Genomic DNA, 24,249 nt, shown 5'->3' with positions numbered 1-24,249 from the left:
GTTCGCGCGAAAAGGTCTTTTTAGCGTCCTTTTGCGTAAAAAAACGATTACTTACCCAAGAAGGAGTGAATTACCATGCCTATTAAAATCCCTGATCACTTGCCAGCCAAAGAAATTTTATTGAACGAAAATATATTTGTGATGAGCGAGACCGAAGCCTTTCATCAGGATATTCGTCCTCTGCGTATCGCTATTTTGAACTTGATGCCGACGAAGGAAACAACCGAGACCCAAATTTTGCGTCTGATCGGCAACACACCGGTACAATTGGAATTTGTACTGCTGCACCCGGGTTCGCATACCTCGAAGAATACATCCGCTGAGCATCTGGAGCAATTTTACAAAACCTTTAACGATGTTCGCAAAGAAAGATTTGACGGCTTGATCATTACCGGAGCGCCTGTCGAGCAGTTGGAATTTGAAGATGTGAATTATTGGGAAGAGCTGAAGCAAATTATGGATTGGAGCACGGAAAATGTGACTTCGACCTTGCATATTTGTTGGGCCGCTCAGGCAGGCTTGTACCATCATTTTGGAGTTCCCAAATATCCATTGGACAGCAAAATGTTCGGGGTATTCCCACACGTAACGAGCAAGCAAAATGTAAAGCTGCTGCGCGGCTTCGATGAGCTGTTCTGGGTGCCTCAATCCCGTCATACGGAGGTTCGCAGAGAGGATATCGAGAAGATTGCAGCCTTGGAGATTTTGTCCGAATCACCGGAGGCAGGCGTGTACATCGCGGCTACGCAGGACGGTAAGCATATCTTCGTCACGGGACATTCCGAATATGATGCGTGTACGCTGAAGTATGAATATGACCGTGATATTAATAAAGGCATGGAAGTGGCTGTTCCTAAAAACTACTATCCCAATGATGATCCGACCAAGGAACCGCTCGTTTCGTGGAGGGCACATGCCAATTTGTTATTTTCCAACTGGTTGAACTATTATGTATATCAAGAGACACCATACGATTTGTATAAAGGGGAGTATAGTATATGAGCAACGGGCAAGATCAAGATAAGCTATTGAAAATAGAAAGCAGATTAGCACAAATCGGTTCACAGGAGGAGCCGGTAACGGGAGCTGTCAGCTTCCCGGTATACCAAGCTACGGCGTTTCGTCATCCGAAGCTGGGACAAAGCACGGGGTTCGATTACTCCCGAACCAAAAACCCGACACGCAAAGTACTTGAGGATGCGATTGCCGAGCTGGAATCCGGAGACGCGGGTTTTGCCTGCAGCTCCGGTATGGCGGCCCTGCAAACGATATTTGCTCTATTCAGTCAAGGTGATCATCTGATCGTATCCCTGGATCTGTACGGTGGTACGTATCGGTTGCTGGAAAAAATTATGTCACGGTTTGGTGTAACTGCCTCTTATGTAGATACCAATGATCTGGATGCATTGGAGTCGCACTTTACCGAGAATACGAAGGCAATTGTAATTGAAACACCAACCAATCCTTTAATGATGATTACGGATCTTGAGCTCGTATGTAGCTGGGCGAAGAAGAAAAATGTACTGACAATCGTTGATAATACGCTATTAACCCCGTTCTTCCAGCGTCCGATTGAGCTTGGGGCGGATATTATTATTCACAGTGCGACCAAATACCTGGGTGGACATAACGATGTGCTGGCGGGTCTGATCGTAACCAAAGGCCAACAATTATCCGAACAAATGGCGTTCTTACATAATTCAATAGGAGCTGTATTAGGTCCGCAGGACAGCTGGTTACTGATGAGAGGTATGAAAACATTGGCTCTTCGTATGGAGCGCCATCAATATAATGCAACACGGATCGCTGAGTTTCTATTGACGCATCCTTGTGTAGACTCTGTATATTATCCGGCACTCACCAGCCATCCGGGACATGAAATACAGAAGAAGCAGTCCTCAGGTAACGCTGGAATTTTCTCCTTTAAGCTAAAGGATGCCAGATACGTCGAACCGATTCTTCGCCATATCAAGCTGATTGCTTTTGCCGAAAGCCTCGGTGGCGTGGAGTCGTTGATGACCTACCCTGCTGTACAGACGCATGCTGATATTCCGGTAGAAATCCGTGAAAGAATCGGGTTGGACGACCGTTTACTGCGTTATTCTGTAGGTATAGAGCATGTTGAGGATCTAATTGCGGATTTATCCAGAGCGATTGATTTGGCCCAAGCAGAAATCGAAGGGGCTTGATAGCAGAGAAGTTAAGCAGCAGCCGATAATAAAGAAGTTGTTATTCTTTGTCGAATAATGACAATTCATGTAGCTGATGGAATGGTAGTTGACATTCATTGGCTATTTTTTTAATATTTGCAAAGAAACGTTTTCATTTTTTTGCTTTTTTGTATTCACTCTGTGTTCATTCATGATATGATCAAAACTAGATAATTGAAATGATTTCAACCTTAGTCAGAGGGGGAGAACAATGCAGTCTGCCTTACAGAAGTGGAAAGAAAGATTGAAATACCTGTACCTTCTTCCTTTATCCAACGAGTCTTTGAAATACTTCCCCCCAGACTTTACTATCCGTGATCCCATTGTATCGATGATTAAGCAGTACCGCCGAAAAGGTCAGCCCATCGGTATGATTTTATTTTATATGGAGGAGTTTCACCACTTATTTGCCACTCATCCATACCCCTATATTCAAAATCTGCAGAAGCTTGTACGTGAAAAGCTGCTCGAAATACTACCCCGTTACTTCAAAAGCTCGAACCTTCTAGGCATTAAACAGTTCGCAAGCGATGATATCTGCATGTTTATTAAGGAGTATCCTGGCTTTAGCTTTGACGATTTGCAGCGCAAAGCACTTTTAATGCGGCAGGAGCTGGAGCAAAGCCTGCGTATTCCGATGAGACCTAATGAGGATACGATCTATTCCTTTCAAACCGGATGCCATACCATAGGAATGGATATTGAAAATACGGAAGCCGCTATTCGCAGTTCTTATCATTATGCATTAGCGATTGCGACAAAAAAACTGCCTTCACACTTTTCCAAGTCCAGACAAGAGCTGCTTGATATTATTGATCTGGAAAAAATCACTGTTCTGGCTCAACCGATAATGAGTTTAAACAGCGGTGAAATTTTTGGATGGGAGATATTGACGCGCGGCCCATTGAATTCGGTTTTTCATACACCTACAGAGCTTTTTGATTTTGCCTATCAAGCTGACTTATTGTCCAAAATGGAATTTATTGTAATGAAAAAAGCGTTCGAGGAAATAAGTAAACGTGGCATCCGTGAACAAGTATTCATTAATGTAACTCCTGTGACGTTATGTCATCCTTTATTTTTGAATCAACTTCTAATGGTTTTGTCGGCTTACGATAATATATCGGCTTCGCAGATTATATTGGAGATTACGGAGCGGCATTCAATTCGTGATTTTGCTTACATGGGCGCTTTGATGGCGAACTACCGCTCGCATGGCTTCCGATTCGCTGTAGATGATGCGGGTGCTGGTTACTCCAGCTTGCAATCTATATCCGAGCTTATACCCGATATCATCAAGATCGATAAATCCGTTATTCAAAATATAGATCAACTCGTGGTGAAGCAGTATCTGCTTCGTGCGCTGCTGTTATTTGCAGAGAATATAAACTGTCAGGTTATTGCCGAAGGTATAGAAAGTCAAGGAGAAGCGGATATTTTATATGAAATGCATGTACATATGGGACAAGGGTTTTATTTTGCAAGACCTGAACCGATCGTTGCTTATCAGGAGCGTATGCTGCAATGCCGTTCTATTACGGAAAAAATCCAGCAAAACCGCCAAATATGCAGCGTAATCGCATAACCATGACTATGAAAAGTTTGTGAATGGTAAGCACTGCTTGCTCGTTCACAGGCTCTTTTTTAATGACGGGGCTTTTTTATTGTGATACGATAGTTATAAGAAAAACCTCAAAAAGGAGTGAGCAGAGAATGAGTTCCATAGACCACATCCTTGATCGTGCTGTCGCGGGAAACAGAATCAGTCTGGAAGACTGTGTAAGCTTATATGAATCCGATCAGATCGAAAAGATGGGCCATGCCGCCAATCAGATCATGTTAAAGCACCATCCAGATCCAATCACTACTTTTGTTATTGGTCGAAACATTAATTACACGAACATCTGTGATGTATACTGCCGTTTCTGTGCTTTCTACCGTGCGCCTGGCTCCAAGGAAGGCTACGTGCTGCCGGATGAAACGATTTTTCAAAAGATCCAGGAAACGCTGGATGTCAGGGGTACAGAAATATTGATGCAGGGCGGAACAAATCCGAATCTGCCTTTCACTTACTATACAAATCTGCTTCGTGAGATCAAGAAACGTTTCGATATTACGATGCATTCCTTCTCACCAGCCGAAATTATGAAAATGAAGGATGTCTCGGACGGTCTGACGCTTGAAGAGGTCATTCGTGAGCTGCATGCGGCTGGTCTGGACTCCTTGCCAGGCGGCGGAGCTGAAATCCTTGATGATCGTACCCGTAGAAAAATCAGTCGGCTTAAGGGCTCCTGGCGTGATTGGATGGACGTAATGGAAACTGCACATCGCATCGGGATGCATTCTACGGCTACTATGGTTATTGGCTTCGGTGAAACGTCTGAGGAGCGTGCTACACACTTGCTGCGCGTTCGTGACGGACAAGATCTCTGTATCTCCAATGGTTGGAATACACCAGGCTTCCTGGCCTTTATTTCCTGGACATTCCAGCCAGATAACACCAACATGAAGGGTGAGAAGCTGGGTCCCGAGGCTTATCTGAAAAATCTCGCGATCAGCCGGATCATGCTCGATAATATCCCGAATTTTCAATCGTCATGGGTGACGATGGGGCCGGAGGTCGGCAAGCAATCGCTCCATTATGGATGTAACGACTTCGGAAGCACGATGATTGAAGAAAATGTCGTATCCGCGGCAGGCACCACACACAAGGTGAACATCGGTTCGACACTTGACCTTATTCGTCAGGCAGGCAAAATCCCTGCGCAGCGTAATACGAAATATGAGATTCTGCGTATGTTCGATGATGTCAACGAAAAGATCGATTTTGATTTTGTGATGCAGAACTAGACGCTTGATAAGGATAATTTAGGGATGATTTGGTGACAATAGGGTGAAAACTTCATAGGTAATTTAGCGTGTATGAACGACACCAAATAGTGTATTCATCACGTTAAATGCATGTATTAACTACAACGCTTATCTAATATTAAATCCGAAGGAGGATTAGTATGGATAAGCGTTTTTTGGCATCTGGAAGAGATATTAGAGGAAGGAAAAGGGCAATATTGTCCGATGAAAGCAATGGTTCTGCTATTAAGAATTATAGCCAAATTACCATCCATGATTTGTTTTCAAAATTTATTGACCTAAAGCGATCAGAGGGGATTTCCGAAGTCAGGAAAAAGGACTTGCTTAAAGATAAGAAGTATTTCACAAACTTTCTCAAATCAAAAGGTTATTCGGAACTTATGGACGATATAACCACAAGTACTATTCGTGAATGGTTGATTGAGATGCAGGAACAGTATGTTGTGTATCAAACGCATGTTCGTGGCGGCAAGCGTAAAGGTCTTGCACCGAAGACCATCAATGGACGAATAAAGAATATAAAGCATTTTTACAATGTCATAATTGAAAATAGGCTTTGGGAGAGAAATGAAGCAGCACCAATCAAATTGCTTAAAGAACCTATAGATACCGTTGAAGGGCTAACGGAGGATCAAGTAAAAGCAATGCTCAAAGCTTGCAAAAAAAGTACGTATACTGGCTATCGAGACTATGTACTAATTCTTATTGGTATCGATTGTGGCTTGAGAGCAGGCGAAATGGTATCGCTCACTTCAAAAAGTTTTGATTTTGACATAGGTGTGGTCAAGGTCGAAGAGGATATCTCGAAAAATGGTAAAGCTAGAATAGTTCCTGTGTCACGCAAAGTTTTAAATCTCATTCAGAAACTTTTAGCAGAAAATAAATTGAATTTTGGTTCAGACCATCTATTAATGACTGCATACGGACAAACAATGACAACTAAGGGAATTGTACGACAATTTGGAACAATAAGAAAAAACGCAGGTCTTACTGGAATCAAAGCTTCGTGCCATGTGCTTAGACATACATTCGCCAAATTTTATATACAAAATGGAGGCGATGCTTTCACTTTGCAAAAACTTTTAGGGCATTCAAGAATGGATATTGTTAGGACTTACATTCAAATGAATGCTATTGATATAGCGGCAGCGCATAAACGCTTCTCGCCAGCAAGTAAATTTAGGGTCTGATGAAGTCATATTCAAATCGCCATGACATGCACTCGAAGAGAAGGGGTTTTACAATCACAGGTACGATGTATTGAGCTAGAGAAAAGCGTTTTGGCGGCGAATATTACGAAAGATATGAGTGTGTTCGGCAAAGATTAAATATTTTTGCCGAATACAGTTGAACAAAAATAAAAACGAGAAATACCTTGACATAAGCACAACATAAATGATATTATTACTTCATTGGCTTGAACTTCACTTTTCTTAAAATAAAGCGCAATATAAATGACTAAGAGGAGGAAGAGGTAAATCATTTGTATAATAACAATATTAAAGAGTACTTCTTAATGAACTATCCGACTGATTCTAAAACAACGTATGAGAAGTTATTCTTAAAGAGTGAGCAATTGGAACGTGAGCAATGTCTAGATTTGTACGAGTTTGATATAAATCATATTTCCGATTTTGTTAGATCGTTAAAATTAAATTATGTTGCTACAGCTAGAAATTATGGAAGTATTATTAAATCATACATCACATGGGCAATTCATGAAGGTTACACAAAAAATCCTCTAAATCCTTTAGAGGGTGTACCGTCAACATGGTTTGACCAATTTATTACTACTGACTTCTTACCTTACTTTTCTTACAAACAAATTAGAAGTCTTTCCTTGTTTTGTGAAAATGCACAAGATGCAGTGATTATAGAAGCAATTTTTGAGGGTATTCAAGGCAAGGAAGTATGCGAACTAAGGAATCTTAAACTAGATGATGTTAATTTTGATGAGAATAAGGTGCGACTAATAGACGAAAATGGTGAAAAAAGAACACTTGTAGTAAGTCACAATTTAATGGAAACCATAGAAGACGCATTGAGCGAGACCACCTATTTAAAAAAGAATGGAAGAATGGAAGGGGAGAGCAATGTTAGATATTTCACGGATTTAGTAGATAGCAACTTTGTTGTGCGAAGCTCTAACACTACAAGAGATAAAACTAATGGTGCAGTTGATAAGCATGTAATCTTTAGAAGACTTACTACTATTTCAAAGTTATATGCTATAGCTAATTTAAACGTGAAAAACATTTCACGTTCGGGTATGATAAAAATGGGATACGATCTACTTAATATATACGGAAAATTGGAAAGAGATCAATATCTTGAAATAGCTGAGAGGTACAAAATAAACTCCTTACCTTCTTTGAAGGAGATAGTCAGTGTTCAGAACATAAACCGTTTATATGATAGTCATGACCTTTTAAAGTAAGGTCTTATAATAAGCACAACATAAATGATATATTTAAAGGTGGGATGTTCGGTAGAAATATTAATGTAAAATTTGGTTATAGAATTAAAAAAATAAATTAAAGCAGATAGGAAGTAAAACAAATGGCTAATACAAAAATCAAGAAGTTCGTACTTTTGACAAAACACAGGAGGCAAAGGGGCGCGAAAAGCAACTTTTGAGGAAAATTAAAAGCTTCATTAAACATTAATTAAATACGGATACGAGTTGCTTGAACGGATCATTTAAAAGTAGCCTAAACTCTGAGCTTTTTAAATAAACACAAAAGAGGAGATTGTAAAATGCTTACAGAAAAACTAGTTATTCATCCAAAAACGAATTTTAATGAAATGCTTGATCCTACAATTGATGGATCGCTCATTATAGATAAAATGCGCATATATGAAGAATTAAGAAATCATTTTATCGAAGAAGCTATATTAATAAACGATGTAATAGATTCGAACTCAAACGAAACATTTTACCCATACTTTGGAGGATACTGGAAAGCATTAGAAAGGTTTAAGAAATATAGAACGGAATTGCGTAAAGAACATTTAAGAGATTACATTGAAAACAAAATTGAATCGATGTATGTAGAACATATAAATGAAATGGTATAAGCGCAATATAAATGGATTTAAAACATAAATAATGCAAAAATAAATGACGGTTATATTAGAGGAGATTTAGTATGATATTGAAAAATAATTTACAAGCATTACTTAATACGGAGCAACAACGGAATCTTCACATGGAAGCATTTGACGAACTAGCTGATGTAATTACCAATTTTATTGATCAAAGCAATGATTCAAACGGAGAAGGTAATTATTACGTATGCTCTGCTTCCCCTGGTCATGGTAAGACCGCCGCACTTGAAGCTACAGTTAAATTTAAAATCACTCAAAATTATAAAGTACCATTGTTACTGGTCTTTCTTGACAATGACAATATGCAAAAATTCTTTAAATCAGTAAGAGACTTTGCAAAAAATGCTAACAAAACAAATGCTATCCAAGCTATTGATACTGACAATGTTGATGAATTTTTATCTCACTTGGATATATATCAAGTCCTATGTATTACCCAACAGCGCTTTCGTGATCTTGCAAATGGAATTGGTAATTCCCAAGATTATATGTGGTACAAGTTGCCAACAAAGGGGATATCCATTAAGCGGAACATTATAGTAGATGAAATGCCTATATTTATGGATCATTGTACTTTTGATCTGGGGAGCCAAGATAATCATGTTGATTGGTTTGATTCAATGGCAAGCGAAAGCCGTCTGAGTAATGAAGATATAAGATTTACTAGGAAACTTATAACCAAAATAATCAATCAAGAAATAAATGGAGATTTGCCCGTTACAAAGCAATTAAGTCGACATGTCGAGGATAGTACTAGCTTAGAAAAACTAGATGCAATATTAAATAAATTAACAACGAGAAATGTGGGTAGTGAACACCTTTCAAAATTTTCATGGTTCAAAAAACTCCTACATCAAGATGATGTAGCGGCAATTGATAGGAATGATAGAGGCTCAAATATTTTATGTGCAAGAAGAATTGATTATAAAGCTTTAGGGAACATTTTGATTTTGGATGGGACAAGTAATATAACCAAGTCATTGTATAATGGCGAGTACAAATTTATTCATACAAACAACTACCATGATTATCAGAGTAGACTCCATTTACATTTACGTGAAATCAATACATCAAGTTATGCAAAGAAAAACAAAGAGAATAATAAAGCAATATTTCAACTGATAGCCGACGATATGGAAGCAATCCGATCATCAGAAATTGATCCATTTCCATTAATGCAGAAAGCAGATATTAATACTTGTATTAAGCATAATATTATTAAAGCTGACCAAATCCGTTTTTATGATGGCAATAATGACGAGGAAAAAGCATTAAATATACTCAATACTACTGGAAAAAACGGATTAAATAGCTATGATGCTTTAGCATTATTGAATATCCCTATAAAACAGCCTTCCGTATATAAGAAAATGGCTATTTCATTATATGGTACGAGTATTGACCTAACTATGAACAAAGGAAAGTCAAAAACATGGTTTGTTGATAATAGAGTGCAATTAGTTTTCGAAGCACTTGTTCTTAATGATCTTGTGCAAATCATCCATAGGAGTAGCATTCGTAACATTAATGCTAAGTCTATTGTGAATATTTATCTCTATACAATTCGTAAGGAATGGCTAGAAATACTTAAATCAGAATTTAGCTTGCCATTAAGCAATATCAGTAATTTTAAGCTACAAGACTTGCCGTTAGAAAAATTTGAGCATAAATGTATTGAGTGGGCTGAAAAATCAAGTAAATTTGCTGCAAAATACGAAAATCATATTTTCAATAATACTTATCATACTGCTTATGATATAGGTGGAAGACCCTTTAAAGAATGGCTTAATTCAAACTGGAGAAAAACTGATAGGCAAGAACTTATCAAAGAATGCTTCTCCATGAATGGTTTGGGGATAAGAATTGATGGAAAAGGTTATAAATCCATTTATTTAATATCAGAAGATTAAATATTACCAATAATGTTAGGTGACGAACTGTTTCTATATTACAGAGAATAATCTCGTCACCTACTTTTTCATTAAAATTATGAAAGGTGGTATACATGCCAATTAGTATTGAAGATAAACAGAAAGCACGTAAGACAAATCTAATAGAGTTCTGTGAGAAGAATAATTATGAACTCAAACCAGAAAAAAATGGTGATTATAGAGTTGTTGGCTATAACGGACTATTTATCAAAGACAACATGTTTTATAGGTATAGCACTAATGAGTCGGGTCAAGCTATTGATTTTTGTGTAGGTATACTAGGTATGCATTTTAAGGATGCTATAGAAGCGTTACTTGATGTAGATAGCGTAGTGAATGACATGGAAGGTGCTCGCCTCCGGCTCTCACTGGCGAAACAGGAAAAAAAGGGTGAGTTTATATTGCCAAATAAGTCTGGGTGTAACTCCTTGTTCGCGTATTTATGTAAGATTAGAGGAATCAAAATGAAGACAATAAGAAATATGCTAGATAGAGGTTTGCTCTATCAAGATGATAATAATAATTGTGTGTTTCCTTGTTATGACATTATGAGGAATCCAAAAGGAGCTATTTTTAGAGGGACGTATAATGAGAAAGCCTTCAAAGGTAGAGCTGCTCATTCTGATATGAATTATGGTTGGGTTGTTGCACCTGGGGAATATTGTGAAAGGGTCATTATCGTAGAAGCTCCTATTGATGCAATGTCACTCATGGATATGTACCCAAACAGGGTAGAGAAGAATTATTTATTAGCAATGGGTGGGCTTCATCTAGATATGATCATGACATTCTTGAAGGAAAATAAGCAAGTAGCAAGTGTAGTATTGGCTTTGGATAATGATGCACCTGCTAAAGAGTTTATTGTAAAGGTGAAATCGGAGTTAGAACCAATTTATCATGTAAATGAATTTTTGCCAAAAGTTCTTAAGGATTGGAATGAACTGTTGATGCAAAAGCGCATCACATAATTTTTTTTCCTGTTCCGCAGCCTGCCTTTAGGCAGGCAGATTATAGATAGTAAAGTTACAATCGAAAAACATTGGAGGAAAAGGCATGTTGACAATGAAAAATTTTATTGATGTAAAAAAAGATGTAATTTCAAGTGGAGAAGAAATATTCTCTTTAGAAAAAAACTGGAAAATATTTAAACCATATCTTAATAAACTTGTGGTAAAGGAAAGTCTTAAAAAGGGCTTGGAGTTTAATAATGTCAAGGTGGAGACAAGTGTTAAAGCAACTATGCGTTGGTATCTAGAAATTCAAAATAAAATTGAAGCTGATGCTGAATTTCTGTTTGCAAAGCAATCTCTCCATAAATCAATGTATGGTGTAGAAGCAAAAACTGATGAGGATTGGTACTCTGATCCTTTCACCACTTCAAAAGCGTACTCAAAATTAGAGTCAAAATTTGAAAAGAAATATCAGCCCCGTAAAGGAAGTTTCGAATGGTATCAATGGAAACGTGCTAGTTTCCCTATTACGCCTTTCGTTGCAACATTACTTAAAACAGCTATAACAGATGCAGAAGCTTTCTTAATAATAAACAGTAAAACACATTCTGTTGCAGCTTTCATCAAAGATAACATTCTATACTTTGCTGATTTGCTTGTAGAATGGGATTCTGTAAATGATTTGAAAGAGTTCATGGGTGAAGTAACTCAGATAACGATACTTAATCGTCATTGATCAACTTGTTTCATTCCATCCAAGTTCCGCAGCCTGCCTTTAGGCAGGCTTGACAATAAATTTTAAGAGTATTAGGTGTAAATGATAATAAAAACATATATCGAATATGAAGAAGTAGAAGCTACCGATTAAATACTGTAACCAGTTAAAAATACTCATATAAGTCTATAAAAGTGTCCTTCCGCGCTGAGCATGTTATAGCTTACCGATAAAGAGTTAACAAATCTCACTTTTTCTATAAAGTGTTTGACTAATTACCTTGTGAAAATTTCTGAAGGGTTCTGTGGAAAAAATGTGCTTATTATTAAAAAATTTTCATTTTCATCGATAAGGTATTGATGAGCAGCTGCATACATAAAATTGAACTTTTATCTAAGCTCAATACGTTACCAGACGAACAGATTAAGTGTTCAGAGCCACTTGGATATATTGGAAACATATGCTATGTTGGGATGAATGGGATACTCTGATGGTTAATTATGTAAGGATATAAGGGGGTTGTATTTTTATGATTGAGTTCAAGATGGATATGAAAGCCGCGGAATTTATTGATAGTATTATAATAAAAATGATAAGTGAATTTGGTATTACAAAGGAAGAAGCATATGGAAGGGTTAATGAAAGATGGAAACATCTTGGACATATTAGTGAAGATGATATTATTTTTCACGAAACAGAGGAGTTTTGGGCTTACGATATCTACTACGGACATGATTCACGATGGTGGGCGAGAATGAATGATAAAAACCTAAAACCAGTCCCACATTCTTAAATAAAGGCTCTTTTCTAAAAATTGTGGCTATGATTGAGTCAATGATATTATAGGTTCAAATGGGCATGAAAAACCAGTTGGTTGTGATCAACTGGTTCAATAAAAACTCTTATATTGAATATTCATTCAACCATTTGGTTGCCTGTTCATAATTATCGAAAAATTTTACAGACTCTTTTGTGTTGGATTGCTTTAAGTAGTTCAATATTTCGCCTTCTTCAAGGAGAAATGCTATTGCCTTGCTATGGTTTAGAATGGTTTCATTGAAGAATTTATCTTTCCATTTTTTCTGAACAGAAAAATGGTCTGGGGTGTATCCTTTTCTATCTACCAACAATCTGTATTTCCGACCTTCGGAAATGAATTGCTGACATACTTGTTCAAAATCATTAAACCATTCATTAACGTCCTCTGCATTTATCTTGCCAATCAGATGGGTAACAATTAAATCTCCTGAAACTGTCGTGTTGACATTCTTTTCAATCAACGTAAAATCATCTCCCTTAGTTTCTATTATGAGTAAAAATCCTATAAAATCAATACATAGCTTCTAAAACTCTGCTTTTATAAAAGCAACATTATTTACGTAAAAAGCCTAAATAAAAGAAAATCGAGTTCCTGAACAAAATGGATATGATTGTACAATAAACCACTCTGTCCATGAACGGTTTTCTTTTGATCAGAAATCAATAAAACATCTAAAATAAAAGGACGAGCTTATGACCCATTCAAGATTCATAGATACAGGCGAGAGGGTACATGACTTTCTATTCAAGACGGAGGTTCTAATAGAATGTCCCTCGTGCATGAAATGTGCAAATGCCGTAAAAATACAAGATGTAGATTATGAATATAAGCTGATATGTAGTCGTTGTGGTATCTTGTCTAATCCAACAATAGGATCAGGGAGTAACGGTACTTTCATGGGGCTAAATCTTTGGTTAAGAACTAACTGTTGCGGGAATGTTCTTTGGGCTTATAACATAGAGCATTTAAATTTTTTAGATACCTACATCAATTCATCATTACGTGAACGCATCCCATATAAAAATCAGAGTTTGGCAAGTAGATTACCTGAATGGTTAAAGAATGCGAAAAATCGTCAAGAACTATCGAAAGGAATAGATAAGTTAAGGAATAGGCTTGAAGATGGCATTAAATGAATAAGTTTTATTAGGAGGACTTTTTTGAACGTATTGAAGTGGCTTGTAACTTGGAGGAGTACTAAATAAAATGGCTGAATTAAATTTTGAGATCATTTTAAGTAATCAAGTAGTTAATGAATCGATGGTAGAATCACTTTTTAAAAATTTTGAATTATTCATCCCCCTTAGTATGAGAGGGTCCAACCTAACTAATGCCAATTTGATTCCTTATGAAAGAACTAAATTTTTTAGGGCAATTAAAAAGGAGTTTGAGAAGAGAAACAGATTTGTTCTTTCTGTTGAAGAAAAACGGCAGTTATTTATTTTTAAAAAAAGCGTTAGCAGTAGTATGATTACTGGAAGAATACAAACTAAATTTGACCAAGGAATCGTCGATGATGTAATACAATATGTAAGTAACGTTATGAAAGAGCATTGTGGTATCGTATCGTTTATGAGCTCTGCGGAAGATAATTTTTGGCAGAATAATATGGATGTTCAATATTTTACTTTAAAGAATAAAAGTTTATCGAATTATAAGCTGATTCCAAAGCCTATGTTTCCAGATAAAGAAATTGTTGATGTTGAGGCAAATCCAGGACATCATCATTATACGGACGGGGCTTGGTTTGGTTCATCTTGGACTATGTGGTTCGGAAAAGAATATTTTAAATTTATACCTAAAGAAATACTTACTGGATTCAAAAACTGCTATGAGAACATAGAGTTTTCAGAGGATTTATTAAGAATTAAGCTATACGAAAATATCTGGGACTATGAACTCTATGAAAATCGTGAGAAACAATGCGCTTTTAGAAAATGGACAGGGATTGACGAAGTAGCCCACACTCTTATTAAGCAACCTAAAACAGTTGACGACCCTGCTATCAGTATCCAAACAGAGGATTCATGTAAATATGGTGGGATAAGACGGATTACTTATTATTTCAATCGTGATGGTAACGTCGTAACCAAATCTAAAGCCCAAGTCAGTAAGATCTATGAATTAGCTCAAAGCGGTGATGTATTATGGACAACGGAAGAAACAATTAAGTAGTAACAGACCTGCTAACTAACCAGATTTTGTAACTCTAACCTCAACAGAGACATACGTTTGAATGAAGCGCTGAATATAAACGATCCATTCAACGGGTAACTTACCAAGAACGAAAAAGCGTGAAAACTGAACAAATGAGAGCCTTGCATGCCGAGGCATTCCCGTGGAAACGGCGTCAAACAACCATGTGAGTAGGACATAGACCAATAAAGCGGTAAATAGTTTGCCATAGACGGCATTTAAGGTGGTGCCGAATAGCGTTGCCAGGTTTAAACGCTACTTGATCCAGTGAAAAAAGACTTCGATCTGCCAGCGAGCTTTATACATCGACGCATAATAGCAATTGTCTTCAATTCGATCAATTTGTTCTCAATTGATAGGGCAGTCCAAAGATATTCAGATCTCAGCAATGAAGAATCTGGACTTTAGTAGCCTAAGTGTCTGATGACGCTAGCAAACTGTTCCGTAACCTAAGGTACACAGAGAATGGAGTTTCAGAGTGGAGAAGTTTGGAGAGCTTCAATGGCAATTGGTATCCCATATGGGAAGAAATTATATTGTTGTCCTTGGATGCAGAAGCCTTGGTTGGAGTACATAGTTGGAGCGCATAGTAAAAAGTATGTTCAATTGCTCAAGGAAGCATGGTGCAATCATACTCATTCCAGCCGCGAAGAAAGAGCAATTGCTGAATGTGCCAGATGAGTACATATTTCTTGAATAGGGCTAGACAGCGTGGAATGCTTGAAGAAGAATCTGATAGGGTTAAGCATGGATATTTCAATAAAAGAGAAGTTTTATGTAAGACCAATCGTATCTGAGAAGGAGAAATATGATATGAGTTATTCGTTTTCAATCATAACTGTTTTAATGCAAGTCATTTCGTTGCTAATGGTAGTATTACTAGTTTTTGCGTTGATCAGCGGAATAAGGTACTTTAATTGGAAGAAGAAAAATGATGTTGAAATAGGCAAGAAGCTTGATAAAGTAATTGAAATGCTTAGTAAGGATAGGTCATAAAATAAAACAGATGAAATAGCCTGTATTCTTTCTTTGTTAGATTTCTGGAAATGTTGAAATATGAATCATTTCTTATATTAACAATGGATTACAAGGTGGTCCAAATGGTTACGGAGAAGTATTAAACTCTATTGAGATAATTGCCCAACTAAATCCTAATAAAATCATTGTTAGTATCCTGCCAGATAGGAGTTTGTCAAATGCAATTAAAACAGTATCCAATTGCTACTTGTCATATTTGCAAACAGGGGTGGGTAGTAATTGTTAAGGAGATTGCTACTAATAAATTTTTAGTTTACTGCAATGAATGTGAAGCGGAATGGGATAATCCAGAAAGTTATTTTAATAAAGAAGAGAGCACTCTTTTTAATTTTGGAAGAGTAACAGAACCAGACGGGAAAGCAATTAAGGAACTTGGTTGGGAAAAATTTATTAATCAGGATTTGAAGAACCGAATCAGTTAAACTTTTATAATGTAAAAGCCACGACTGGTTTTCATTTGCCATGTGCCGCTGATAGTCTATAATCTCCAATCGTATATGATATTGGAAATCTATGAAAACACGAAAAATAGAATTAAATGAGGTAGCGGCAAGAGTCTTATCTCGTATGGCTAACTTACAGTTCACTAAAAGCAACATATCAGGGAATCAAAAACAATATTAAAATATTTTCAGGGATTTTAATTATGATTATTTAAATTAAATTGTAAATTAATGCAATATTTTGTGGTATTATAAAAGGGGAATGAGTGTTTGTATCTATACATAAGTACGGCTAATATGGGGTGAATCGATGGCAAGAACGGTTATTACAGCATTTGATGATTTTCAAAAAAATGTAATTAACTTAGATTCAGAAGTGACTAATATGGCAAGAAAAAGTAGGGATTGGTTGATGAAACAAATCAACGATTTTCCTATCAAGGACATCACATTTCCTGAGCTATATTCTGAGAAAAATATTTATTCTGGTTCTTTTGCAAGAAAAACAAAAATAAGAGAATTGGATGACATTGACCTTATGATTGCTTTTAGCGCAGCATATGGTTCTTACTATGAAATTTATTATGATCATGTAAAGATATTTGTAACAGACAATAAGCTTTCTGCTTTTTGTAATGATGGAACCAATGTTTTAAACTCAAGGAAAATAATAAATAAGATAATTAGCAGACTTAGGCAAGTCTCCCAATATGGTTCAGCAAATGTAAAGCGTAATCAAGAGGCTGTAACATTAAAGTTAGCAACCTATATTTGGAATTTTGATATTGTTCCTTGTTTTTTTACACAAAAGGATCATTATGATAAAGATTATTACCTAATTCCTGATGGTGATGGAAATTGGAAAAAAACTGATCCAAGAATTGATGCTAAAAGATCATCAATAATTAATCAATATCATGATGGTAATGTGTTAAATGTAATTAGAATAATTAAGTTTTGGAACACACGACCAACTATGCCTTCAATACCATCTTATCTATTGGAAAATATGATTCTAAATTACTACGAAAATAATAGTTCAAAAGCTAGTCCATATGTTGATATTGAGATTGAGAAAATACTTGGTCATATTAGTATTGTTATATTTTATGATTTAGATGATCCAAAGGGGATACAAGGAGATTTGAATAAATTGTCCTATGCAGAAAAATTGAAAATAAGTAACAGGGCAAATATAGACTATCAAAAAGCGATTGAGGCAAGAAATTTTGAAAGCAATGGAGAAAATGAGAGGTCAATAAGAAAGTGGAAAGAAATTTTCGGTCCATCCTTTTATTGATTGAGAGGAGAAGAAGTTATAAAAAACAATATATACCAAAAACAAAATGAAGCAGTAAACATCATGAAACTTGCTTCTATGAGATACTTGTATTCGCAAGGAAAGATAAGTATGGGAATAAACTTAATAATAAGTGTTCCTTTTATCATTATTATTTCATGTTTGCCTATTTTTTTTGGTGCGAATGAACTTTATAGAGAGTTAATTTCAATTGCTTCGGTAATAGTCATAGGCTTTGGTTTCTTTTTTGATCATAGAATGGAAGAATATAAAAGCAAAGCAGCAGCAATGCAAGAAAGTTTTGATACAAGTGTTATGGAGTTGGAATGGAACGACACCCAGTCAAGTGGGATTCCAGATAAGGAAGATATTCTTGCTATCTCGAATAAATATAAAAAAATAGAACCCGAATTTGAATCTCTAAAAAACTGGTATCCAAAAGCAGTACAAGAAATCCCTTTGTTTGCTGCCAGATTAATATGTCAACGAACGAATTTATGGTGGGACATCTCTTTAAGGAGAAATTTTTTGACGCACTTGACTATATTAACAGTTATTTTGTTTTTTATCCTTTTAGCGATTGCCCTAATCGGTGGTATTACAGTATTAGACTTTATTTTAAAGGTCATAGTGCCTTTTTTACCATTAGCTAGATTTACTTATAAGCAATTTTACGATAATTATAAAGCAATGAAATCGATAAATAGTTTAAAGCAGAAAATAGAAAGAAGCTTTAACGAAATATTGAACAAAGATTTAAATTCATCAGATATTACAAAAAAGTCACGTTCATTTCAAGATGAAATTTTCAAACATCGAAAGTCTTGTCCACTGATATTTGACTGGTTTTATTTTCGTTATAGAAAAGAACAGGAATCTATTTCAAATTACTCTGCTGATGAGTCAGTTGTACAGTATAAAATAGCTAAAGGAATACAATGATTCAACATAACTTTAATCCAAACCAAAACACTTTCACAGCCTTGTTTTATGGGGAGGGATATCATCAATGAACATATACGGAAAGGCTGCCTTAAAGGCTGTGAAGTTATTTGAAGCAAAACAAGCTCCAATACGATGGAAGCTTGGAACATGGCTACTGTACAGATATTTGGAGAAGGAACGCATTCACAGAAAAAAGGCTGTCCCAAAAATGCCTTTATTGGCGGTTGTGAAGCTGGTTTTGTTAAAGGGATCAATAGCGGCAGTCATAGTGATCGTAAATCGAAAAACATAAAGGTTATGCGATTAGGGCAATTGAGTTGCTTAAGGTTAAAGCCAGAATTGGCAGAAGATAAGCATGCGTTGTGGAAAGAGGTTGTGAAAGGGAAGTTAAAAAGCATAACTCACAGATGGATGTGGTGATTGCTCTGTGGGAGAATGGACTGATTAAATGAAAACTAAGTAAGATAAGGAAGTGACTTGTGAATAGCATTGATCAAATATACAATAAGCTAATCGCAAATGAAAAAATGAAAAATGGTAGTAAATATGAAAGGTTGGCTGCTATAGTTTACAAAATTATTGATGAGAGTAATGTAGTTATTCATGATCTAAGATTAAAGGGTATTGGTAAGTCTGCGCAACATCAAATAGATGTAACTATAGAGAAAAATGGAAGACTTAAGAGAATCCTTGTTGAATGCAAACAATACGATAAAGTTATCGGAATTGGAATCGTAAGAGATTTTTTTGGTGCAATATCTCAAATAAAACCTGATGAAGCATTTGTTGTCACAACCGTTGGCTATACAAAAGGAGCCATAGATTTTGCTAAGGATGAAAATATAAATTTATCTATTCTAAAAGAAGCGGTTGAATCAGACTGGGATGGAATAATAAGAAGTGTGGAAATCAATTTAGAATTTATTCTGATGAAGAACCTTATAATTAATTGGATAGCTATTGATGATGATGAAATAAAAAGAGTTCAAGGTTTGCTTAAGGATAATTGGGGTGGGCAACGTTCCGCAAGTACCCAACATGAGTTTTTTTATGATCACAATTATAATCAGATTTCTAATATTCAAGATGTCATTAAACCAATAATAAATTTAGCTCCAAGTATACCAAACGAAGTGACAGAGGGGAGACATGAGTTTGAGCAAAAAAAATATGTGATAATGCTTGGTCATTTTGTTGCGATTAAAGGTTTTGAATTTAGATTTACTTCTTACTCGTGGGAGCATCAACTTATTGTAAACGACGGTGGTAAAGTTGCGTTATTACTTTTTAAAAGTATGGAAAAGGATGAAAAGTTTTTCATATTTGAAGAGAATATTTCCAAATGGATGTTCGATGACAATGGGGAAGTAATTGAAAAAAACAAATAGAATGATAATGAAAATATAGAGCTATCAAAATGCTCTAGTTATCATTTCAAAAAGTATACTTTATGCCATGCCGATTCCACTTCCATTCTTTATAGTATTTAGCCTTTCAAAATGTGGGGTTTCAATATTTGAAACATTTCAAATAAAACTGGTATGTTTTGAAATAACATGCTAATATACTGGAAACCAATCGAAGGGTGAGAGCCAAATGGGAGAGATACGGAGCTTTGGCTATATACGTGTTTCAACGAAAGAACAAAATGAAGCAAGACAAATAGAAGCATTGAAAGGTTTAGACATTCAAGAACGCGATCTTTACATAGACAAGCAAAGCGGTAAGGATTTTGATCGACCAAAATACCAAGCTTTAAAGTTGGTATTGAGAAGAGGCGATATACTTTTTATTAAAGAGCTGGATCGGTTAGGCAGAAACGCAGAAGAAATCAAAAAGGAATGGAAGGAAATCACTCAGGAAATTGGCGCGAATATTGTTATTTTGGATATGCCAATTTTAGATACCAGGCAATACAAGAACGGTCTAGAGAAGGTAATATCCACAATAGTATTAGAATTATTGTCGTATATGGCTGAAAGAGAAAAGGAAAAAATCAATAGTAGGCAAATGGAAGGAATAGCAGCGGCTAAGAATAGTGGAGTTAAGTTTGGTAGACCAAAACGTGAAATTAGCAATGAGTTTATTGTTGTTTATGAGGAATGGAAAACTGGAAGCATTACAGCGGTAGAGGCAATGCGTAGGGTCGATATGAAACCTAATACGTTTTATAGAAGAACAAATGAATATGAACAGGAGCGAGCATCCGTTTAATAATGGATGTTATTTTGCATAGATAAACAATCAGCCATGGTGGGTAGCAAAAGATGTATGTGATGTATTAGATATTAAGAATCCAACAATGTCATTAAAGAAGCTAGATGAAGATGAACTGACTAAGTATAACTTAGGGGGTCAACAGGGAGAAACAAACATAGTAAATGAATCTGGTCTTTATTCCCTTCTTCTTGGAAGTCGGGAGAAAGAAACATTGAAAAATTCATTGACCTCAATTTTGAGGTGAATGAATATATCGATACAATAGGTTGGAAACTGCCAATATATGAAATGACGCGCGATGGAATCATGCAAGGGGTAGTAGCAAGAAAACATTGAAAATTTCAACGACCTTAATTTTAAGGCGGTTGAATATTTCGATAAAAAAGGCGAAAACAGACCAATGTACGAAATAGCACGCGATGGGTTTATGATGCTGGCAATGGGGTTTACTGGTAACCTGGTTTGTCGTGACAGACTGAGTTATACCAATACAAATTAATCAACGGAACCTTCAAATGAAAAAGCATCCCAATAATAGTGGATGCTTTTTTTCTTATTCTATTAGGGGAAAGGGGGGATAGTTTCTACTTTTTTTCAAAAGTGTATATTGTAGCAGGGTATAGGCACTGCAAATCGCCGCGCTGTATTTTGAAAAATACGATAATATTATCAACTACAGCTACACGCCAAATGGTACTATAGGTATAAAAAGGAAAATATATACTTGATTAATTAGAAATATTTCAGGAGGGATAGATAAGTCATGATGATATCCTTTGAAAGAGAATCATGTAAATTTCAGGTTAGGGTAGGTTGTATCATAATAAATAACAATAAGATTCTATTACAAAGGTCGATCGAAAACCAAAGATGGTTTTTACCTGGAGGGCGAGCTGAGTTTTTTGAAGACGCTGGTGGGACAATTGAAAGAGAAATTTGGGAAGAGTTCGCTGTTTCTGTTATTGACAAAAAACTTGTATGGTTAGTGGAGAACTTTACGTCATATCCATCACTGCAACTCCATGAAATAGCACTATTTTATCTCGTCACTTTGCCTCAAGATAGTTCGATATATCTTCAAGAATCTGAATTTATCAGTAACGAAGAAGAATTTGTGAATCAGTGGGTCAGTTTAGAACGACTTGATAATTACAGTATTATTCCTCAATTTGTTGTACCAGAGATAAGAGTGCTTGATATTTCAAAAGGTGTAAAGCACATATTGAACAAAGAAGATAGATTAAGCTAACGCAGAAAGATAATTGAACGTACCAAGGGAGCAGCCGTTGCGACAACTACTCTCTTACTGAATTGAAGTATCGGACAGTAATTTTTCATAAGATCTGTTATAATTTTACTGTTAGTTGCAGGTCAAAACATGAAGGTTGGTCATGATACACAAATTCAGGGGGTAATTATGGTTTCGATAATTCAAATGAAACTCGAAGATTCTTGTAGAATACGTGATATTGACCGCTCAGAAATTATTGATTTGATATACAAATGCAAGGATGGAAATCTTGAGGAAATTAAAGCAGGACATGAATGCCCGAACTGGAAAGAAGACGAGTATCAAGAAATCATTCCACGATACGAATATGAACTCAAAAACGGCGGAACGGCTTTTGGAGCGTATGACGGGAATAAATTAGTTGGATTCGGAGTCTTAGCTCATAAGTTTAGGGGTAAAGAGAATAACCAACTTCAGATAGATCTAATGTATGTTACACGGGAATACCGAAGACAAGGAATTGGTCGACGAATTTTGGACGTACTAAGTGAAGTAGCGATTGAAAAAGGGGCGAAATACTTATATATATCTTCAACTGAAACTGAGTCTGCGGTAAACTTTTATTCAAGCTATGGCTCTAAAATTACCTCAGAAGTAGATAAGGAATTATTTGAAAAAGAACCTTATGACATTCATATGTTAAAGAAGCTTTAACACTTCACCTTAAGTATGAAATTATCGACTAGAGGGACACCAATTCGTTGACCTAACGGAGACGATAGTTAAGTTGAACAGACTGCCGTGGCAGTCTGCTTTGTTCGTTGAAGTAACGGGAGGATTGTTGAGTGGTAATGGAGAATAGTAGTAAATCTAATTTTAATTGTTGAGGTGAGAAAATGGAAAAAGAGCAACTACTTAATGAGATGAAGCAAGATATGTTGCGTGAAATTCAGAATGTAGTCAAGGAAATTAGATTGGATGAATCTGATGAAGTATGTTACATCTCTCTTCTTGGAACCGATTACGAACCTGTACTTGGATTAATCACTCTTGGAATCAAATCATATCGAGACAAGTTGATAAAAGAAGAGCACCGTCAAAAGCTGTGGTATCTGTGGAATTCTGGTGAGATGCCTGTTAAGTATCAAGTAGGGCTTGAAAAAGTGCTCCCTTCATTCCAAGAGAAACAGGAAAATTTTGTGGAGTTAATTGGAGACAATGAGTGGGAAGATTCTTGGAAGGCTTGTCAAAATGTTCGCTTTGAAGTTGCGTATCAATTAAACTCATTTGATTGGAGTAAAATCTTGCCCATCACAACGGATTTTGTTTTGTATTCAGACTGGGAAGCAATTGATGTTGAGAATGGCGACTTAGAAAGAAGTATTCCAAAGGAAAAACTTATAATTCTTAAGGAATACAGTTTGGTATAATTTTTTTTACTCCGTTAAAGGGTACGAGAGTGCAGGAGTTGCTTGTAGCGGCTCCTTTTTTATTCCCGCTGAAGTAACTGGCAGAAAAATGGTAGGTACTTCTGGATATTCCACAGACAAGAGGTGTACGATGGTCGAAGAACTAAAAAAAGAAATTATTAATGAATTAATCAATTTGATTCCGAAGGCTGTATCAGAGATTGATAAACCTCATAATGATAAGGTATGCTTTATCGCCCTTTATAGAGATGATTACGACCCATTAGTTAGCCTAATACAATTAGGATTGGTAAAGTATCGCCAAGAATGCTTTGAAAGTTCAGGGTTTTCTTTTAATTCAGGAGAACAGCCTGCTAAGTATCAGAATGACCTAACTGACGAAAAATTGAAAGAAAAAGAAAAACTATTAATCTCCATGTTGAACCCAGATGATTATTACGGCGAGTGGTGGAAGCAAACAGAAAAGATTATGTTTGAAGTATCCATGAGACTAAACGAATATGAATGGAATGAAATCTTAGATATATCGGATGATTTTATTGTCTTTGTAGATTGGGAAGCATGGGAGGGCGACTTGTCAGTAAGCGTTCCAAAAGAGAAAATTGAGAACCTCATCAAAAAGGGGTTGTACGATGAGAAATTTATCAAGAAAAGTGATGAATAGATGGGTTCATTGAACTAACCAGGAATAATTGTTGAATAAACATCATATTCGCGGCTATCGTAATAATTCGGCAACCGCGTTATGCTAAACATTCCTGTTAGTGCTAAGAAATAGGCTTTGTCAAAAAAGGAGCGCCTCGGTATGATGGGTTTGTCGACGGGTTTGTAACCCATAACC

General features: G+C 36.1%; 27 protein-coding genes. 26 read left to right on the top strand and 1 reads right to left on the bottom strand.

Annotated elements, in window-relative coordinates; translation table 11 throughout:
* The first annotated feature begins 75 nt into the window (after positions 1-75).
* From metA to BK127_RS32920, 11 genes are all read left to right on the top strand, one after another.
* The gene (gene metA, locus BK127_RS32970) at positions 76-1,002 is read left to right on the top strand and encodes a homoserine O-acetyltransferase MetA (protein WP_076236344.1); all 927 of its coding nucleotides are present in this window, start codon (positions 76-78) and stop codon (positions 1,000-1,002) included.
* On the top strand, positions 999-2,189 hold the full coding sequence (locus BK127_RS32965; protein WP_076236343.1) for an aminotransferase class I/II-fold pyridoxal phosphate-dependent enzyme: 1,191 nt from the start codon (positions 999-1,001) through the stop codon (positions 2,187-2,189). Before metA ends, BK127_RS32965 begins: the two co-directional genes overlap by 4 nt.
* 232 nt (positions 2,190-2,421) lie before the next feature.
* Positions 2,422-3,795, top strand: a complete 1,374-nt coding sequence (locus tag BK127_RS32960; RefSeq protein ID WP_076236342.1) for an EAL domain-containing protein — start codon at positions 2,422-2,424, stop codon at positions 3,793-3,795.
* 128 nt (positions 3,796-3,923) lie between these two features.
* Positions 3,924-5,060, top strand: a complete 1,137-nt coding sequence (mqnC, locus tag BK127_RS32955; protein ID WP_076236341.1) for a cyclic dehypoxanthinyl futalosine synthase — start codon at positions 3,924-3,926, stop codon at positions 5,058-5,060.
* A 161-nt stretch (positions 5,061-5,221) separates the two neighbouring features.
* Positions 5,222-6,271, top strand: a complete 1,050-nt coding sequence (locus BK127_RS32950) for a tyrosine-type recombinase/integrase (RefSeq protein WP_076236340.1) — start codon at positions 5,222-5,224, stop codon at positions 6,269-6,271.
* A gap of 293 nt (positions 6,272-6,564) precedes the next feature.
* Entirely contained in the window at positions 6,565-7,518 is a 954-nt protein-coding gene (locus BK127_RS32945; protein ID WP_076236339.1) for a tyrosine-type recombinase/integrase, read from the top strand.
* 320 nt (positions 7,519-7,838) lie between these two features.
* Positions 7,839-8,159 carry a hypothetical protein gene (locus tag BK127_RS32940; RefSeq protein WP_076236338.1) on the top strand — a complete coding sequence of 107 codons (321 nt, stop codon included), beginning with the start codon at positions 7,839-7,841 and terminating at the stop codon, positions 8,157-8,159.
* Positions 8,160-8,230: 71 nt separating this feature from the next.
* Positions 8,231-10,099, top strand: a complete 1,869-nt coding sequence (locus BK127_RS32935; protein ID WP_076236337.1) for a hypothetical protein — start codon at positions 8,231-8,233, stop codon at positions 10,097-10,099.
* Positions 10,100-10,194: 95 nt separating this feature from the next.
* Entirely contained in the window at positions 10,195-11,088 is an 894-nt protein-coding gene (locus BK127_RS32930) for a DUF3991 and TOPRIM domain-containing protein (RefSeq protein ID WP_076236336.1), read from the top strand.
* Between the two features lie 85 nt (positions 11,089-11,173).
* Entirely contained in the window at positions 11,174-11,806 is a 633-nt protein-coding gene (locus BK127_RS32925) for a hypothetical protein (protein ID WP_076236335.1), read from the top strand.
* A gap of 508 nt (positions 11,807-12,314) precedes the next feature.
* A complete protein-coding gene (locus tag BK127_RS32920) occupies positions 12,315-12,578 on the top strand; it encodes a hypothetical protein (protein WP_076236334.1) in 264 nt (87 codons plus the stop codon).
* Between the two features lie 109 nt (positions 12,579-12,687).
* Here the strand turns inward: BK127_RS32920 and BK127_RS32915 are convergent, their stop codons facing one another.
* Entirely contained in the window at positions 12,688-13,119 is a 432-nt protein-coding gene (locus tag BK127_RS32915; RefSeq protein WP_076236333.1) for a SpoIIAA family protein, read from the bottom strand.
* A 265-nt stretch (positions 13,120-13,384) separates the two neighbouring features.
* On the opposite strand from BK127_RS32915, the gene BK127_RS32910 reads away from it, so the two are divergent.
* The 15 genes from BK127_RS32910 (at position 13,385) to BK127_RS32835 (ending at position 24,072) form a co-directional block, all read left to right on the top strand.
* Positions 13,385-13,741: a hypothetical protein gene (locus BK127_RS32910; RefSeq protein WP_256711551.1), complete on the top strand. Its 357-nt coding sequence runs from the start codon at positions 13,385-13,387 to the stop codon at positions 13,739-13,741.
* A 70-nt stretch (positions 13,742-13,811) separates the two neighbouring features.
* Complete coding sequence (locus tag BK127_RS32905; RefSeq protein ID WP_076236331.1) at positions 13,812-14,780, top strand: hypothetical protein; 969 nt, start codon at positions 13,812-13,814, stop codon at positions 14,778-14,780.
* Positions 14,781-15,521: 741 nt separating this feature from the next.
* On the top strand, positions 15,522-15,797 hold the full coding sequence (locus BK127_RS32895) for a DUF4083 family protein (protein ID WP_144026640.1): 276 nt from the start codon (positions 15,522-15,524) through the stop codon (positions 15,795-15,797).
* A gap of 200 nt (positions 15,798-15,997) precedes the next feature.
* Positions 15,998-16,261 carry a hypothetical protein gene (locus BK127_RS32890; protein WP_076236328.1) on the top strand — a complete coding sequence of 88 codons (264 nt, stop codon included), beginning with the start codon at positions 15,998-16,000 and terminating at the stop codon, positions 16,259-16,261.
* Between the two features lie 331 nt (positions 16,262-16,592).
* Positions 16,593-17,582, top strand: coding sequence for an SMODS domain-containing nucleotidyltransferase (locus BK127_RS32885; protein WP_076236327.1), 990 nt, complete (start codon positions 16,593-16,595; stop codon positions 17,580-17,582).
* A complete protein-coding gene (locus BK127_RS32880; RefSeq protein ID WP_076236326.1) occupies positions 17,583-18,524 on the top strand; it encodes an S-4TM family putative pore-forming effector in 942 nt (313 codons plus the stop codon).
* A 150-nt stretch (positions 18,525-18,674) separates the two neighbouring features.
* On the top strand, positions 18,675-18,947 hold the full coding sequence (locus BK127_RS43210) for a DUF6979 family protein (RefSeq protein ID WP_144026638.1): 273 nt from the start codon (positions 18,675-18,677) through the stop codon (positions 18,945-18,947).
* A gap of 59 nt (positions 18,948-19,006) precedes the next feature.
* Complete coding sequence (locus BK127_RS32870) at positions 19,007-19,915, top strand: restriction endonuclease (RefSeq protein WP_076236325.1); 909 nt, start codon at positions 19,007-19,009, stop codon at positions 19,913-19,915.
* A 208-nt stretch (positions 19,916-20,123) separates the two neighbouring features.
* Positions 20,124-20,741, top strand: coding sequence for a recombinase family protein (locus tag BK127_RS32865; RefSeq protein ID WP_076236324.1), 618 nt, complete (start codon positions 20,124-20,126; stop codon positions 20,739-20,741).
* 22 nt (positions 20,742-20,763) lie between these two features.
* A complete protein-coding gene (locus BK127_RS32860) occupies positions 20,764-20,991 on the top strand; it encodes a BRO-N domain-containing protein (RefSeq protein ID WP_083689786.1) in 228 nt (75 codons plus the stop codon).
* 87 nt (positions 20,992-21,078) lie between these two features.
* Positions 21,079-21,246, top strand: coding sequence for a Rha family transcriptional regulator (locus tag BK127_RS45870; protein ID WP_083689785.1), 168 nt, complete (start codon positions 21,079-21,081; stop codon positions 21,244-21,246).
* Between the two features lie 264 nt (positions 21,247-21,510).
* Positions 21,511-21,996, top strand: a complete 486-nt coding sequence (locus BK127_RS32850; protein ID WP_076236323.1) for an NUDIX hydrolase — start codon at positions 21,511-21,513, stop codon at positions 21,994-21,996.
* A gap of 129 nt (positions 21,997-22,125) precedes the next feature.
* On the top strand, positions 22,126-22,692 hold the full coding sequence (locus tag BK127_RS32845; RefSeq protein ID WP_305954342.1) for a GNAT family N-acetyltransferase: 567 nt from the start codon (positions 22,126-22,128) through the stop codon (positions 22,690-22,692).
* A 182-nt stretch (positions 22,693-22,874) separates the two neighbouring features.
* On the top strand, positions 22,875-23,408 hold the full coding sequence (locus BK127_RS32840; RefSeq protein WP_076236321.1) for a hypothetical protein: 534 nt from the start codon (positions 22,875-22,877) through the stop codon (positions 23,406-23,408).
* Positions 23,409-23,538: 130 nt separating this feature from the next.
* Complete coding sequence (locus BK127_RS32835) at positions 23,539-24,072, top strand: hypothetical protein (RefSeq protein ID WP_076236320.1); 534 nt, start codon at positions 23,539-23,541, stop codon at positions 24,070-24,072.
* Positions 24,073-24,249 lie beyond the last annotated feature (177 nt).

It is taken from the genome of Paenibacillus sp. FSL H7-0331, assembly GCF_001956045.1.
This window is presented reverse-complemented; position numbering and strand designations above follow the sequence as displayed.